Source organism: Falsochrobactrum tianjinense (assembly GCF_019100495.1).
Lineage (GTDB): Bacteria > Pseudomonadota > Alphaproteobacteria > Rhizobiales > Rhizobiaceae > Brucella > Brucella tianjinense.
In genome coordinates this window covers 140,550-157,044 of sequence record NZ_JAHRVA010000003.1, presented here as the reverse complement: position 1 = coordinate 157,044, position 16,495 = coordinate 140,550, and the positions used below count along the sequence as shown (strand labels likewise).

Genomic DNA, 16,495 nt, shown 5'->3' with positions numbered 1-16,495 from the left:
AATGACTGAACGTGCGACCGTGTTGATCGTCGATGACGAAGTTTCGAATATCGAGATCATGAATGCGGTGCTGGAAGACGATTATGAAATCTGCTTCGCCACATCCGGCGAACAGGCTATGGATGTGGCTCGTTCGGTATTGCCGGATCTGGTTTTGCTTGATGTCATGATGCCGGGAATTGATGGTTATGAAGTTTGCGCCCGTCTGAAAAACGAACGCCTGCTGGCGGATGTGCCTGTCATTTTCACGACCGGGCTAGACGATCAGGAAGCGGAGGTGCGGGGCCTGTCGGTGGGGGCGATCGACTATGTGACGAAGCCTATTAATCCAATCGTCCTGCGTGCCCGCGTATCAAACCATATCGAGCTTAAACGCTTACGCGATCAACTCGCACAGATGGCCGTTACCGATGCCATGACCGGCCTTAGCAATCGCCGTCAGCTCGAAACCACGCTAAAGGCGGAAACCACGCGGCTCGCCTCATCAGGTGCATGGCTATCGGTCATCATGCTCGATATCGACTTTTTCAAGCTGTTCAACGACACTTACGGCCATCCGGAAGGAGATCGATGCATCACGATGGTCGCAGCTGCTTTGACGCGTGCCGTCCACAAAATATCTGGCATAACCGCCCGTTATGGCGGCGAAGAGTTTGCCTGCGTGCTGCCGGGAGCCGACCCAGCTATGGCATTGGCCACTGCTCAGGACATACAGGCGCAGATAAGGTCGCTGAATATTCCGCATCGGGGCTCGCATGTGAGCACCAATGTCACGCTTAGCATTGGTGTCGCATCCGCACAGACGCATCCAGATATGTTCGGCGATCTCTGGCTGCAACATGCGGATCATCAATTGTACATAAGCAAGAAAAATGGCCGCAACCAGATTACGATCATAGAATTCTGACCAGAATTCAGGGGGAGACCTCGCTGCCTGATTATGGAGCATCACTGAGATCAGGCAAGATGAGCATTGCGAATGCATGCCGAACTTTGTGCAGGAAAATCGTTTCCTGCCGATGTTGAAGAACCTACTGTGCAGCTTCCGATATGATCGGTTTCACCGGCGCTGCTTTATCAAGAGCACACACCTTCAGATTGCCGGAGAACAGAATTCCGGTGATCGGCAAAACCGGCTCCGCAGGTAATGTGTCATGACGGATACTGTCCTTGGGGACATACAGCCTGTATTCGGCTCCCTCTTCCGCCCCCATCAGCTTCAAAGCGACACTGCTGCGCGCGTCGAGCAGGTTCGCACCGTAAAGAAACTCGAAGCTGAGCATGGAAACCAGAAACTTGTAGGTGCCGTCGCGCACGCCACCTTTCATCATCGCGGCGCGATGCATGTCTTCGCCCATGGCGATATCGAGCGGCGGAATGCGCGGATCGCAGACATAACCGAGCGCCAGCAATTGTCCGTTATCGACCTCAAAACGCATACGATCCGAACCGAGATCAAGCGCTGAGATTGAAAAGCGGCGATTGCTGTACATGACAGGCACCCGCCCCAGCCGCTTGCAAAGCTGCTCGCCACTCAAAGCACGCGCATTGGCGAAATGATCGGGATCGATGGCATGCGGCAGCGCTTTCGGGCGGTGCGGAGCGGACAAAGCCGGTTCCAGCACATCGGCGATCAGATTTGATACGATGGTCGTCGAAACCGGGCGCGCATAATGGCCCTGGTCGAGATAAAAGGCCGGGCTGGTTACCACTTCGCGGCCAAATTGCTGCATCAGCATCCGCGAAACATCGGCGCAGATCGTACCATACCATTGCGAGATATAATTGATGCCCGCATCGATGGACGGAACGGAATGAAGGAACGAGCCATTGCGCGCACCGAAGACGAGCGTCGCGATGCGCAGATTCGGATTTCGCGCCAGCGCATAACGGATGATGCCTTCATAAAACCGTGCCCAATGACGAAACGGCCTGCGTTCGTCACCATAAACGAAGGCGTCATTGATCGCGTATTCGATCAGCAGAAGGTCACATTCTTCCAACTGTTCGAAGATCTTGAGCTGATAGAGGCCGAGCGCGCTCGTCGTACCACCGACCGCAAGATCTGCCACGACGTCGAGTTCGACACCCCGCCGTGCCATGGTCGATAGAAGCGTCGGCAGATAGCCGGGCAGCATGACGGTGTTGGAACCGCCGATGATTACAGTTTTCAGTTTCATTTCGTCACCGTTGCGGCCCGCCCGGCCGGGGTCAATGCCCCGCAGCGCCAGACGCCGTAAGTACCCTCATCCCAATCGAAATAGTAAGCTGCCGCGATCTGGCCGCTATCCATCATCTGCCGGAAGCGCTCACGCGCCTTCTCGACCAGTTTCTGACGGTTGTTATCGTTTGCCGGACATGCCTTGGAGGTGTTGGCAAAGCCCCATTCCGTGATCCAGCATGGCTTGCCATCGGCGCCGCCGCAGAAAGACAGTGATTTTCCGATATGCTTTGCGCGCGCGGCAAGCGTGCCGCTGCTGCCCGGATAAATGTGAATGCCGTAGCCATCGACAACCTCATCCAGACCATACTTCTTCAAAAGGTCGGTAAAGACCGCCGGGTCGACGCTATCGATCCCGCGCCGGTCGGCATCGATGAAGGGAATGTCTGACAGTCCGGCCGAAACCACCTTCGCGCCAGTACTGTGTTTCGTCTTCGCCAGTTCGGCGCGGACGATCCGCAGCAATTCGACATATTTTTCGGCACCTTTTTCGATTTGAGGCAGCTCCCTCATCTCGCCCACCGTGCGCGCCGTTTTCATTTTTGCCTTTGGCATAATAGCGAGATCGCCATTATAAGCGCCCCAATTGATCTCATTGCCGGTCTCGACGGCAACAAGGGGGACGCCGAACGCATCGATCTTCTGCAAGGCATCGGCAATCGCTATACGGAAGCGTTCCGGCGAAATATCGGAAAGCCGGTACATGTCCCAGATGCGTCCGCGCCCCGAACGCGGCTTTGTGCCGTCGGGATAAAAGTCCACATTATTGAGCGAGATTTCCAGCAGGACGGCAAGGTCCTTGTGATGAGCAACACGCACGGCATCAATGCTCTGGTCGACAGGACGCGTGAGCGAAAGCCGCACTGCAACGACCCCGTTTTTCACCATTTGATCGAAGATTTGTTCGCGCTTCGCCGCCGGAAGCCAAGCCATGTTGACCCGGTTGACGCCGAAGCGCGCATCGGCAAAAGCACCGTCCGGCACCGTCGAGAACATGACAGCGCCGAGCAGCGCCGCCATTATCCCTGTCCTGCCCCCGATGCTCCTGCCGGTCAGCTTCATCGGATGCCGATATCCTTTAGCGCGCCATTGAAATTGGCCTCGCATTCCGAATAGCGATGGATAGCGGCAGGCACATCGATCTTGGAAAGGAAATCGCGCAGGAAAGCCTTTTTCTGCGGTTCACGATTCCAGACACCGGCCTCGATATGCGGGAAGCCGACAAAACCCAGCATTTCGCGCATACGATCATCGACAGCGATCATGAGCGCCGGAATGCCCGACTGCATGCCGATGATCGAGCCATGAAAACGGCGTCCGAAGCTGAAATCCTGCCCGGAAATCCAGCTCCGCCATTTATGCGTATCAAAGAACACCAGATAGTCGCGCTTGCGCTGCCATTTTTCTGCGTGCTTGTACTCGGTCGCAGCAGTTATACGGCTCGCGGCCTGATCGTAAGCCTCGTTGCCATCCTCGCCGACCATATTCATATTGTAGACGATCACCTCGTCCTGAATGACATAGCTGGCGACACTGTCCTTTTCGAGCAGCGCATGAGCATCCACGATGGTGTCGGGAACGCTGCCCAGATAGCCACCGAAAGCGATCTTCTGTGAATCCGCAAGGCTCGGATCGGCAAGGCGGCTCAGCGAGCGCTTCATCTGATCGGGCGCATAATAAAGCGACGGACAGCCGGTCGGACGGACATATTTCATGCCCGCATCTTTCAGAAACTCCGCCGTGAAGTGCCCGCGGGTGAGGAAGAAGCTCTCCTTGCGTTTGAGAATCTCGAGAAAGCGGCGCGTGCCTTCGGGCAGCTCGGCCTTGAGGTTTTCCTTCTTCTGGATGCCGATCCCCATGACGACAATCGGCATATTGAGTTTTTCAAACACGAAGGATTCGGTTGTCGCCGCATAGCCGGGACGCAGCAGATTGGCCGAGGCGAACAGGCACAGATCGAAGCTTTCGTTCAGCTTTGCATAGGTGTCGGGCGAGTTGAGGCTGTTCGCCAGATGCCAGAACGGAACATAGGTCACATCATGACCGCGCACGCTGTTGGCAGCACCCTCGCCGATGAGATAATTGCCGGTATTGGCGATTTTCTTGACCTGATCGATCACATCTTTCTTGGTGCGGATGGGTTCGAAATACGGACGATGCTTCACGCTCGCCCCTGAAACGCTTTCGACGGTCCGCATCAAATATGACGGAATGCCGGTAATCATTATGCGCATGGTGATCCATCTTGGCTGGAGTTTATGAAACGGCGTCGGATCCGGGAGCTATCCGATGCCAATTTCTGAAAGCACGCTTCGGAAATTGCGTTCGCGTGCCGAATAGGTTTCGATGACTGCCGGAATGTTCATGCCCGCGAGATGATCGCTGACAAAAGCGCGCCGGTCGTTGGCGGCATTTAAATCGCGGGCATCGATCTTCGGCAGACCGGAGAAATTGAGCATCTCCCGCATGCGATCATCGACAGCAACCATGAGGCTTGGCACGCCTGCCTGCATGGAGATGACATTGCCGTGGAAGCGGCGTCCGAAGGAAAAATCCATGGTCGAGCACCAGGCGCGCCACTGATTGGTATCGAGAAAGGCGTGAATCCTGATCTGCTTTTTCAGATCGCCCGAACCTTTATAGGCAAGCGGCCCGACGATCTCGCCCGTGGTTGAATCATAGGTGCGGCCATTGGCGTCCGGCTCCACCTGCATGTCGAAATGCAAAAGCTCATCCTGGATGACATAGGCCGAACGTCCATCATTGGCGGCGAGCGCATTCATGTCACCGATGGTTTCCAGCTCCGCGCCCATATAGCCGGTAAAGACGGTACGGCCTTCGCCAACCTTCACTCCCGGCAGGCGGCTGATCGCCTTGCGCATATTGTCGGGGCGGAAATAGAGCGACGGACAACCCACCGGACGCACATAGGAAAAACCCTGATCGCGGAGATAGCCAGCGGCATCCTCACCGCGTGTGAGAAAATAGTGTTCACGGTCCTTCAGCACTTCAAGAAGTTTCTGCGTTCCGGCAGGCAAGCCTTCTTCGATGTCCGGGCGGTTTTGAATGCCAATGCCGAGCATCACGACAGGCATGTCGAGTTTCGACAGAACAAGTGCTTCCGCATCCGCCGACAGCCCCTTGCGCAATAGATTCGCGCAGGTAAAGACGCAGATGTCGAACTCCTTGTTGATCTCGTCGAGGCCAGTCCCGTTATTGACGCAATTATAGAGATGCCAGAACGGGACATGCTTCGCCGATGGCAGAAGGGCAGTCATCGCACCCTCGCCGATCAGGTAATTCCCGGTATTGCTGATGTTTTTCAGCTCCTGGATAAAGTTTTCCCTGCTTTCGGAGTCCCGCTGCTTTTCGGAATAGTAGATCTGTGCCTTGTCGGCACGCTGGATCAGGCGCGTCAGATGGCTGGGGATACCGGTGACGAGGATTCTTGGGCTCATAAACTGGCCTTTCTGTCTATCATTCAAGCAACTGCGCGGCCCGGGAGGGCAACTACAGGCTTTGAGTCTCTGCGCATGTCTGTGTCAGCTGACCGGGATTTCGGGAAAACGGGGATTATTTCATTGGCCCAGTCGGTAAACTCCGCAAAAGCCGAACTCCATGTGCGATGAACGGCCGAGGCCAGTGCGCCTTCAGCGGTGCGTGTCAGGGCTTCCCGATCCTGTGCAAGAATGGTCAGGATTCGCGTCATATCGGCGACAATCTGCGCATCGTTGCCATTGCGGATCAAAATGCCGTCGCGGCCATGATTGATCAGTTCATCGACAGCGCCAACCGCTGTCGCAACCGGCACACAGCCAAGCTGCTGGGCTTCGGCGATCATCAGCGGTGCGCCCTCCCAGCGCGACGGCATCAAAAGGACATCGGCCCACGCCAGATGCATCGCGATATCCCTGCCGTCGAAAACAGGGGGGGATACCTTCACGCCCGCTTCCTTCAGTCGGGTCATCCATGAGGCGCTTGGGTCGTCTGACAGGATTTCACCGCCAATTGCCTGCGCCTCGAAGGAAATTCCCTGCTCTTTCAACTTGATGATCGCATCATGCAGCCGGTCTATGCCCTTCTGGCGATCCAGCCGTCCCATATAGAGAATACGCAGCGGCTCACCCTTACGCCCAGCCTTGCGGGTGGCCGTCACCAGTGCGCGCTGCTTCGTGTCGATGGAAAAGCTCGCACCGTTGGGCACCGAAAAGACCTTTTCGAACGGCACCCCGAAACTGTGCAGATAGATCTTGAGCTGGTCCGAGCAGGTCAGGAATGCATCATAGGCATGCTCGAAGGCAATCGCTGCATAAGGCTGTCCCGCCTGACGACGGAAGACAGTCTCATCGACCACATGCAGGTAGCAGGCCGTCCGGGTCCCTTCGGATCGCAGCTTGCCCATGAGCGGGTGTGCCGCCATGACATGATTGTTCACAACGAGATCGAACCCGGAAAGCTGGCCGCGTAAGATGCTCCAGTCGAGCGGATGGTCCTCGGTGATGAAATCCTGTCCGAGAAAGCGATTGGTATCACCCCAGGCCGGAATTCCGTCCTTCCAGAAATGAAGATAGTCGAACGCTTGATCGAACTCGTCCAGTACGTCCATACGTTCGTTGCCCAGAACGAAAAGATGGGTTTCGAAGCCCTGGTTCTTCAGCTCCCGCCCGGCGGCATAGGCAACTTTCTCGGCCCCACCGAACGAGGCATTCGGCACGAGCACGGCTGCCGTTTTCCTGCGCGAGGCATTATGTGCAAGCGGCAGAACGGGCCCGCCCCCAAGCTCATTGCGCAGCACCTGATACATTTCGGAGAGTGCCGGCAAACGGCGAGGGCGCCATGTCCACCGCGTCACCGCGCTCTGCTTGAGCGGACTTGTTGCAATAGCTGTAACCAGATTGAGCATGGATTGCTCCGGTCGCGACAGCGGTCTGCGTTGCCGCACGCGCGGAAACGGAAAGCGTATCTTCATCCGTGCCGATGTTGGCCACAATTGCTGCGCGCCAAGCGAAGCGAACCAGTCCAGTGCATCATTTTCAATGACGGTCTGGATCAGCTTGGTCGAGACGAAGATCAGGTCCGCGTGACCTTGCCGCGCACCAGACGGGAGTATTTCCGTATCGATGCGGCGTTCGGCTTCCACATTGGTCAGCTCGACGAAAACGATGTTGACCTCATCCGCCAGTTTTTCCAACCGGGACAGTATGTTCGGAAACAGCCGGGAACGCGCCAAGAGCTTCAGAGTTTCCGTATTCGAAGAGGCCAGAAATGGCGGAAAATGGAAATTATCCGGTTCGCAGACGCTGCCCCAGAACGCGCGGATGGCATCGTCGAACTTCAGTTCTTTCGATTCCAGTCCCGGATCGGTAAAGACGCTGACGGTTCCCTCACCTGCGCGAATGATGCCGTAACGCGGGCATTCCTCATGCTCGAAACCGACAAGCGTGGGGCGGCGGAAGAGCGCCTTGTGCCTTTTGCGCAGAAAACCGACCGAGCCGGAACGGTCGCGATTGGCTTCCTTGAAGCGGCTTTCTGCACGCAGACGATACTCAAAGCCGGTATCGTGGCATGGCGTACCGACGAATCCGGCCTCAATCGCCGAAAGCCAGAACTCCCAATCTTCGAAACCGTTCTGGCGGTCGGTGTCGAAACGCACGCCGCTGCGGAACACCTCTGCCGAAATCATCGATCCCGTATCGCAGATATTGTCGGTAATGCAGTGGATCAGACGCGAATAACTGTCACCGTAATGCGCGCGCCAGTTGACCGAAAACGTATCGATATTGGTGTAGACCCAGCCCGCATCGCTCGCCAGAAGCTTGCGATACAACGTATCGATGGTATGCGGCTGCACACGGTTATCGGCATCGAGGAAGTAAACAGCCTCAACGTCGGGCATTTCCTGCAGAATATACTCGACGGCGCGGTTGCGCGCGCCCCCCGGCCCGGCATTCTCTGCGAAAAGCACATGAATATTCGGATGTGCGGTCGCATAGAGCGCCAGACTATCGAATACCTCGCAACGGGGGTCCCCATCCACCGATACCACGATCTGCGTGCGGAACACCGTTTCCGATGCAAGAACGCTTTCCAACGCCTCCAGCGCCAGCGCCGCGTGACCATAAAGCGGCATGGCGATGGCGATCAAATCCTTCGATCTATCGTACATTCGCCGCCTCTTTCACCACGTCCTGAACGGGAAGAGATTCGATGTGCTTTACCAGCCGGAAGTTGAAAACCTTCAGCCATGAGAAATCGACCGAGTCCCCGGCGGCTTTGCTCAGAACCACGAGATCCATCGCCTTGTCGATAGGCTCTTCAAGCATGAAATTGATATCGATCGGGCGGCTGGGGGCTACTTCCGACCAGCCGCTGAACATCGTCTGCGGACGACGGCGATCCAGGCTGGCAAGTGCTCCGATCTCTTCCTTCACATCCGATGCCAGATTGACCAGCAGCAACCCGACCACGCAGGGCTTGCCTTCCGGATGGTCGATCACGGCGCGGGCGGAAATGCGTACTGTGCCCGGCGCGACCACACGACGAATGGCCGCGGCGGTGATCCCCTCTTCGAGAGGATGACAGCCAATGGCATCCTCGTGCTCCAGAAAGCGCACTGTGGGGAAATCCGGCGTGATCGGCGAGACGGAGACATTCGCCACATTGCGCAGCAGTTCGACCGGCAGCCGGTAGTCATCAACCTTGCGGCCGCCGATGAGCGAAGTCGGAACCAGGGCATTCGGCAGCGATGCAGGACGCACGCCCGGCAACCCGGTAAAAATCCGTAGCGCCAGCGGGCGCATATCGAGATCGGCATGGGGAATGCGCGCGCGGGCGGCATAACGCTCATTGGCGATCACATTGCCGAGCGACAGCTCCGGCGGAACGCCGCCAGTCGCCGATATGCGCAGACGCAGCGTGCGATGACTGCCATCGCACGCTTTTGGCAAGGAAAAGAAATTCCATTCTGAATGTAGCGTTCCGTAAGGCACGAGCCATTCAGCGATGCCTTCGCCGTTCTCCAGATATTCGAGCGTGACGATCAACTGGCCATTCCTGTTAGCCGGCAAATCGCGAAAATGCAGCGCGAAGCCGGAAACGGCATAGCTTGAAACCGGGAACAGTTGTTCGATTTCGGATTCACGCAGCAACCGTGCGAAACCCTCATCTTTCGGATCGACCAGGGGCGTATGGCTGAAAACTTCCGTCGAGGAATCCCAGTTGCGGGCATGAAATGCATCTTCTATCGCCCGATAATTCTCGAACATCGTTTCGCGCTCTCGCCGCAGCATGGCCAGCTCCGCGTGAACCTTGCTCACATGCCCAGCGAGACGATCCAGACTGCTTTCCAGCAATTGCGTCACGAGCAAGGGAACAGTTTCCGGCGTAGCATCATCGATCCGTACGACGGGAAGCTCCGGAATCGTGCGCATATGGTAGAGCTGCTGCAAAACCGCTGTCAGTTCATCTTCGCCTTCCGGGGATGCGGCGACCGCAACGAGCGGAAATGTATTTGCCAGTCGAAGGCGTTTAGCGTCACCCTCGACAAAAGCTGTCAACTCACCCAGAGACGTCGCTTCCAGCGCTTCACGATCACGCATCGAAGCAATGGCATACCGGCGGGTTTTCCGCGCCGAGATCGCAGGAAGTGGTGTGCTCAACATAATCATCCATTGTGTAGGGGGCCGACTTGGGAGGCTCGGCCTGCGCGCACAATGAGAAAATACAGACTATGTATTGTCAACAGTCATATGACATCAAATATATGATAATATTGCGAATTTTGAAACGAAATTATTTCAATATTTGAAACAATATGCATATACATTATGAAATCAGCGTAAACACGCAGAAACAATGCATTTTATATTTTGTCACCACACCTTGAACGCCCGATTGTTGCCACATATTGTTCAGCGACCGTTCAATACTGCGTCGATCAAGGTTTTTTGCTGCCGTAAACATTCCGGCAACCTGAAACGATTTTCAACGGTTCTGCGGGCAGCAGCCCGCATCGGCAGGCAGGCGTCCGGGTCTCTGAGCACGTTCAGGATGGTTTCGGCCAATGCGTCGGTGTCGTAAAACGGCACAAGCAAACCATTCTTCCCCGAACGGATCACCTCGCGCACAGGCGGCGTATCCGAGCCGATGACGAGTGTTCCGCAGGCCATTGCCTCCACCACCGACCATGACAGGACGAACGGATAGGTAAGATAAATATGGGCGGTGGATATCTGGTAGAGCTTGCGCAACTGCGCGTGCGAGATCGTGCCCGGAAAGACAATGCGATCGGGCGGCAATTCCATGTTCTTCAGGAGGTGCTCGCGCCATGAACTGCCGCCTGGCGGAGGCGTCCCGTAACTCACCCCATCGCCCCCGACAAAAACGAAGATGGCATCATTATTCTGGCGAATAACCTTCGCAGCAGCTTCCAGCGCTTGCGGGAAACCTCTGTAGGGTTCGAGGTCGCGGGCAACGAAAGTGACGACCCGCGTTTCCCCTGCCTTCAAGATTCGTCCGTCCGGCAGCTCGATCGATGCATGGCGATCGGGATAGAATATCTTTGTGTCGATGCCCTCGTGAACCACTGCGATCCGGTTCTGGACTGTGCGCGGATAGAGGCTCTTTTGCCAATGCGTCGGACTGAACGCGCCGTCGATTCCTTCCAGGGTGACCAGCTGCGCCATGTTGCGCAGCCGCAAACGCTTGCGCATTTCGAGATCCGGCTTGTCACTGGGCGCGAAACCGACATCAGCTCCCTGCGCCCGATAGAAAAATTCGCAATAACCGAGAGCAGGCGTCGTGGGCAGCACGTCCTTTACGAACATCATGCTGCCCCAGCCAATATGACCGATGACAATATCCGGGGATTGGCCATGACGTGCCATGGATTCGAGGGTTTCCGCCACGCGGTACCCGATACGTGTATGGTGATCGGGTACCTCGAGGTATCTGGCCATCGCACCGCCTGGGCGCGGGCCGGATTCCACCCGGTGGCGGATGACACGGACCACTGGGAGGCGACGGTCCATTGTCTCGCAAACCAGGCTGACATCATGTCCACTTGTGGCCAAATGTTCGGCCAGTGCAGCGAACTGCCCAAAACCACGCCTGTGCACAAAAGCTATATGCATGTCACAAAACGTGTTCTGATAAACGCGAATAATCGATTCGAAAAACGCTTCTGATCATCAGATGCCATAGCGTGCGGCATTGCCCCACACCAGTTCCAGCCTATGCAAAGTCTGATAGGCAATCTCCAGATTACGCAGATCGTCATCATCGCGGGTGAGAACGTGATTATAGGCCCTGCTTGCATTGCGAAGATTCGCACAAAGCCGTTCGCCCTTCTCCGTAAGACGGATACGCGCCGAGCGTTTGTCCCTTTGCGAGGCGACCCGATCAACATATCCACCGTCCGTAAGCTGTTTCAAATAATAAGAAATGTTGGAACCGATATAATGTCCGCGATCCAACAGTTCTCCCACTGTAAGCTCGACATCGCCGATGGCCATCAGAACCAGGGTCTGTGCCGGGCCGACGTCTTGCACGCCCAGTTTCGTAAGCTCTGTTTTCAGCAGGCTCACGAAGCGACGATTTACTCTTTCTATCATCCGGGCCAGCTCAAAATGCGTGATGACGACGGTATGAGCTGGTTGTCTGCGTTCCTGTTTCTCGGCGGTGACTTCAGGAAAATCGATAGTACTTAAACCATCGACTGATGTTTCGACTTCCACTCTCTCGTGTAGAAGTTTTTGCATCTTCTTCTCTCCGTTTTAAATTATACTTCAAAATTTGAAGAATTTTGTAGGTATTTTTTATTTGCTCCTTTTACATTTCCCCGCCGCAAGAACTTCTTTCTGTCACATTCCATGCAGTATTATTTAACTGATCTTTATGGATACATCACACTTTCTAGGGATACCCGCCACCTGTGTCGTTTCCAAGGCAAATAGCGCATGACTGATACTCGCCAAAACAACTTAAATGGCAAGAGCCCTTCCTCTAAAAGCCAAACTGCGGAGGCGATGATTTCGCCTAAAAGCCTGATTTTCAAGGCTCGGCGCGTGTTCCTTTCGGGCCTACTTTATGCGGTGCTACTTAGTGCCTGCATCAATTTGTTACAGCTCACCGTACCACTCTATATGTTGCAGGTTCATGATAGGGTGCTGAATAGCCGAAGCATGGATACGCTCACCATGCTGACGATTCTCGCCGTCGGCGCCATGCTGGTATTCGGTGTTCTGGAGTTCATACGTTCACTGTCGTTTCAGGCAATGGGAAGCGCGCTCGTTCGTCGGCTGAACCTCGCAGTGCTGACTGCGGCAGTGCAAGCATCGGTCAATCAGGGCATGCCAAAAGCTACCCAAACCCTGCGCGATCTCAATGAGTTACGCAATTTTCTCACCTCCCCTGCCATCAACGCTCCTCTGGATGCAGCCTGGTCTCCGATCTTTCTTGGCGTTCTGTTTCTGCTCCATCCCATGCTGGGAATCATCGGCCTCGTGGCTATTGTCATTCTGGTTGCCTGCGGCGTCCTGACAGACCTTCTCACCCGCAATCTGGTTCAGGAAGCGAATCAGGCCAATGTGGAAGCCGTCGCAAAAATTGGCAGCAGCTTGCGCCATGCCGAGGTGATCGAGGCAATGGGCATGCTGCCCGCCTTGGCGCGTCGCTGGCGCACCTTGCAGATGCAGGCACTGGAAGTGCTCGACCTGAGCGGGACACGCGCCCGTGCCATGTCGTCCATTGCCCGAACAGCGCGTTTTATCGTCCAGATCGGCTCGCTCGGCGCAGGCACATTGCTTGCCATGCAGCAGGAAATCACTCCCGGCGCGATGATCGCCACCAGCATTATCATTGGCCGGCTGCTGATGCCTTTCGACCGCATCGTCGAGAACTGGCGGCAATGGGTGAGCGCCACCGAAAGCTGGCAGCGCGTGCAATCGCTCCTTTCGGAAAACCTTGCCGTTCGCCAGACCATGCCGACGCCGCGCCCCAATGGCGATCTTGTCGTCGACCGCCTGATCTATGCCGTACCGGGCGTCGATGTGCCTATCATCAAAGGTATTTCCTTTTCGATTTCTCCCGGCGAGGTACTAGGCATCGTCGGCCCCTCGGCCGCAGGTAAATCCACACTCGCGCGTCTTCTAATCGGAATCGTGAAACCCACTTCAGGCGGTGTATTCCTCGACGGCAACAACGTCTTTTTGTGGGAGCGCGGTTCGTTCGGCGAAATCGCAGGCTATTTGCCGCAATCCGTTTCGCTTCTGGATGGCACCATCAAGGACAACATAGCTCGCATGGGAGACAGCGACCCGCATCGGGTGCTCGAAGCCGCGCGACTGGCAGATGTGCATGAGATGATCGGACGTATGCCGCTTGGCTACGACACGCCTGTCGGCGACGGACGCTTGACGCTTTCCGGTGGCCAACGCCAGCGGATCGGGCTCGCCCGCTGCCTTTACAATCGTCCTCGCCTGATCGTGCTCGACGAACCCAATTCCAATCTCGATGCGGTCGGCGAACGCGCCCTGATCCGCGCTATCGAGCATGCTCGCGACGATGGTGCAATCGTCATCATGATCGCTCATCGGCCAACGATCATGGAGGCCGCCGACAAGCTTCTCGTGCTGGAAAATGGGCGTATTACGCAATTCGGCCCGCGCACCGATGTGGTTGCATCGCTCACGCCGAACAAAAACAATACGCAAGTAGGAGCCGTCAATTCATGACCGGCAAATCCATGATCCCCCGCCGCGTCTCAAATCTGCTCGCTCCGCGTGCAGAATCATCCGACCACAAGGCGCTCACCCGCTTTGGAACCGTAAAGCCGGAATGGGCAGCCGATCTGGAACAGGAGGATGCGCGGTCTCCTTTGCGCCGCCTGATCATTGCAGGGCTTACCACCATCGGCATAGCCTTTGGCGGCTTTTTCGCCTGGGCATATTCCGCCGATCTGGGCAGCGCTGCGGTAGCGCTTGGCACCGTGATCGTCGATTCGAAGCGCAAGACCATCAGCCATCTGGAAGGCGGAATTCTCGACCGTTTGCTAGTGCAGGAGGGCGATCTGGTGAAAGCCGGCCAGCCGCTTGTCAGGCTCGATGCCACGAAAGCACGCTCAGAACTGCGCTCGCTGGAAAGCCGGCGCATTGGCCTGATAGCAAAGCTTGCGCGTTTGCGGACCGAGCAAGCCGACGCAGAGGAAATCATCTTCCCGGAAAAGTTTGCCGAAAAAGGAGAGAACGCCCTGAACGCGATCCGTGCCGAACAGATATTTTTCCAGAAGCGCCAGGCGCAAAAACTGAGCAAAATCAATATCCAGCAGAAAACCATCGAGCAGTATACCGAGCAGGCCAAGGCCTCAACCGCGCAGATTGCAGCCACCGACCGTCAGATCGAACTCATCGGTGAGCAACGCAAAGCTATTGCCAGCCTTGTGGACCAGGGGTTCGCCCAGAAATCCAAACTTACCGAAATCGACACCCGGCTTAGTCAGCTTGCTGGTGATCGCGGTGAATATGCGGGTGACAAGGCGAAGGCCGAACAGGCCAAGGCGGGTGCGGAGTTTGAGCTTATCGGCATTGAACGTGACCTTCAATCGGAGATCGCCGGTGAAATCGCGTCAAGTCAGGTCGAGCTTTCCGATGTGGAAGAAAGAATCGTCGCGGCAAAAGACGTGATGCGTCGTGTCGAAGTTCGCTCACCGCAAGATGGCATCGTTGCCAATATCCGCTTACGGACGCCGGGTGGCGTCGTCGCCCCCGGCGAAGCAATTCTGGATATCGTTCCCGAAAACGAACCGCTTGTCGTGGAAATGAAAATCAGCCCGCGCGATATCGACAGCATTTCAGTGGGGGCAAAAACCCAGATCAGGCTCACCGCGTACAATCAGCGCTCGATGGCCCCGCTGGACGGCAAGCTTACCTACATCGCCGCCGATCAAATGATCGACGAAAAGACAGATACAGCATTTTTTGTCGCCCGTGCGGAAATCGAACCGGCGTCGCTGGCGGCCAATCCATCGGCGCGCCTGTTTCCCGGAATGCCCGCGGAAGTCATCATCGTTCACAAGGAACGTCGGGCGATCGACTATATCACAGCCCCGATATCCAACAGCCTCAATCGCGCGTTTCGCGAGGATTGAGAGCATTTTCAACTTCTGGAATGCCGACCTGATTCAGCCAGGTCGGCACGCTAAAGAGAAAAACGTCCTTAAGTATAACTCATCTATAGGTTGATACACTCAGGAAATTCAGCGCCGCGCATCCATTTCGATATGTGGAGCTATACGTCTGGAAAGATGACATCTTTCTGTCTTTTCTGTGAAATTTCAAATTTTGAAGCAATATGCTTATAAATACAATTCAAATATAAATTATTGTAATGATAAATATATTTCCTTAATGTGTTTACAATTTCGCAATATAAATTAATGGTAATAATTTGTTACTTATAGAATAGCGGTTTATACATTCTGCATGTGTTGCAATTTCACCTAATGAAGAGCAGACTACTGCAAGCATAATGGTCGGAGCATTCCGGCTTGTGAAAACCCGCATAGGACACAAGGAGAAGCAGATGGCCACTTTAGAAGGAGGCGCCTACGACGACGTGTTGTTTGGCTCCCGCTTTGACGATTTCATCCGCGCCCATGGCGGTGATGATCTCGTCTTCGGAGGTGATGGCAATGACACCATCTTCGGCGATAACGGGAATGACATCCTTTTCGGCGGTCAGGGCAATGACACCCTGTCCGGCGGCAATGGAACCGACATTCTCTTCGGCAATGAAGGAAATGACGTTCTGAGCGGCGGCAATGGTAGCGACGTGCTGTTTGGCGGTAATGGAGATGATATCCTCCAGGGCGGCAACGGCTCCGATCTGCTTTATGGCGGCGCGCATAACGACATTCTCTACGGTGGAAACGGCAGCGACATCCTTGATGGCGGCGCCGGAAACGACGTGCTGATCGGTGGCAACGGAAGCGATACCTTCCTGTTCAATGGTGGCGGCGGAAACGACGTCATCCTTGATTTTAATCCGGGTGAGGACATCCTCCAGATACAGAAGGACATCAATGGCCTTGATATATCTTCACCGGATGACCTTGCCGATCGCGTCACGCAGGTTGGCGGTAATGTCGTTGTCGATCTCGGCAATGGCGACACCGTTACTCTCGTGAATACCAGTGCTGATGACGTACAGTCTCATCCCGACCAGTACTTCACTATTCACTGATTGAACCAATAGTCGCGTGCCCGGCAACTCCCCCTG

General features: G+C 55.5%; 12 protein-coding genes. 4 read left to right on the top strand and 8 right to left on the bottom strand.

Annotation, left to right across the window (positions count from 1 at the left end; all coding sequences use genetic code 11):
• The first annotated feature begins 1 nt into the window (after window position 1).
• Complete coding sequence (locus KUG47_RS08520; protein ID WP_217677541.1) at window positions 2-907, top strand: diguanylate cyclase; 906 nt, start codon at window positions 2-4, stop codon at window positions 905-907.
• A 124-nt stretch (window positions 908-1,031) separates the two neighbouring features.
• Here KUG47_RS08520 and KUG47_RS08515 read toward each other — a convergent pair whose 3' ends face one another.
• The 8 genes from KUG47_RS08515 to KUG47_RS08480 form a co-directional block, all read right to left on the bottom strand.
• Window positions 1,032-2,180, bottom strand: coding sequence for an SGNH/GDSL hydrolase family protein (locus tag KUG47_RS08515; protein ID WP_217677540.1), 1,149 nt, complete (start codon window positions 2,178-2,180; stop codon window positions 1,032-1,034).
• Complete coding sequence (locus KUG47_RS08510) at window positions 2,177-3,283, bottom strand: glycoside hydrolase (RefSeq protein WP_422718070.1); 1,107 nt, start codon at window positions 3,281-3,283, stop codon at window positions 2,177-2,179. The genes KUG47_RS08515 and KUG47_RS08510 overlap by 4 nt, the downstream gene beginning before the upstream one ends.
• Entirely contained in the window at window positions 3,280-4,455 is a 1,176-nt protein-coding gene (locus tag KUG47_RS08505; protein ID WP_185918303.1) for a polysaccharide pyruvyl transferase family protein, read from the bottom strand. The genes KUG47_RS08510 and KUG47_RS08505 overlap by 4 nt, the downstream gene beginning before the upstream one ends.
• A gap of 48 nt (window positions 4,456-4,503) precedes the next feature.
• The gene (locus KUG47_RS08500) at window positions 4,504-5,679 is read right to left on the bottom strand and encodes a polysaccharide pyruvyl transferase family protein (protein WP_217677538.1); all 1,176 of its coding nucleotides are present in this window, start codon (window positions 5,677-5,679) and stop codon (window positions 4,504-4,506) included.
• A gap of 23 nt (window positions 5,680-5,702) precedes the next feature.
• The gene (locus tag KUG47_RS08495; RefSeq protein WP_217677537.1) at window positions 5,703-8,387 is read right to left on the bottom strand and encodes a glycosyltransferase; all 2,685 of its coding nucleotides are present in this window, start codon (window positions 8,385-8,387) and stop codon (window positions 5,703-5,705) included.
• Window positions 8,377-9,882: a DUF6212 domain-containing protein gene (locus tag KUG47_RS08490; protein ID WP_185918300.1), complete on the bottom strand. Its 1,506-nt coding sequence runs from the start codon at window positions 9,880-9,882 to the stop codon at window positions 8,377-8,379. The genes KUG47_RS08495 and KUG47_RS08490 overlap by 11 nt, the downstream gene beginning before the upstream one ends.
• 249 nt (window positions 9,883-10,131) lie before the next feature.
• Entirely contained in the window at window positions 10,132-11,352 is a 1,221-nt protein-coding gene (locus KUG47_RS08485; RefSeq protein ID WP_217677536.1) for a glycosyltransferase family 4 protein, read from the bottom strand.
• A gap of 57 nt (window positions 11,353-11,409) precedes the next feature.
• The gene (locus KUG47_RS08480) at window positions 11,410-11,979 is read right to left on the bottom strand and encodes a MarR family winged helix-turn-helix transcriptional regulator (protein WP_217677535.1); all 570 of its coding nucleotides are present in this window, start codon (window positions 11,977-11,979) and stop codon (window positions 11,410-11,412) included.
• Window positions 11,980-12,177: 198 nt separating this feature from the next.
• Here KUG47_RS08480 and KUG47_RS08475 point away from each other — a divergent pair, with 198 nt between their 5' ends.
• The 3 genes from KUG47_RS08475 (at window position 12,178) to KUG47_RS08465 (ending at window position 16,459) form a co-directional block, all read left to right on the top strand.
• Window positions 12,178-13,953 carry a type I secretion system permease/ATPase gene (locus KUG47_RS08475; protein ID WP_217677534.1) on the top strand — a complete coding sequence of 592 codons (1,776 nt, stop codon included), beginning with the start codon at window positions 12,178-12,180 and terminating at the stop codon, window positions 13,951-13,953.
• Window positions 13,950-15,365, top strand: a complete 1,416-nt coding sequence (locus KUG47_RS08470; protein ID WP_217677533.1) for an HlyD family type I secretion periplasmic adaptor subunit — start codon at window positions 13,950-13,952, stop codon at window positions 15,363-15,365. Before KUG47_RS08475 ends, KUG47_RS08470 begins: the two co-directional genes overlap by 4 nt.
• Before the next feature lie 434 nt (window positions 15,366-15,799).
• A complete protein-coding gene (locus KUG47_RS08465; RefSeq protein ID WP_217677532.1) occupies window positions 15,800-16,459 on the top strand; it encodes a calcium-binding protein in 660 nt (219 codons plus the stop codon).
• Window positions 16,460-16,495: the final 36 nt, after the last annotated feature.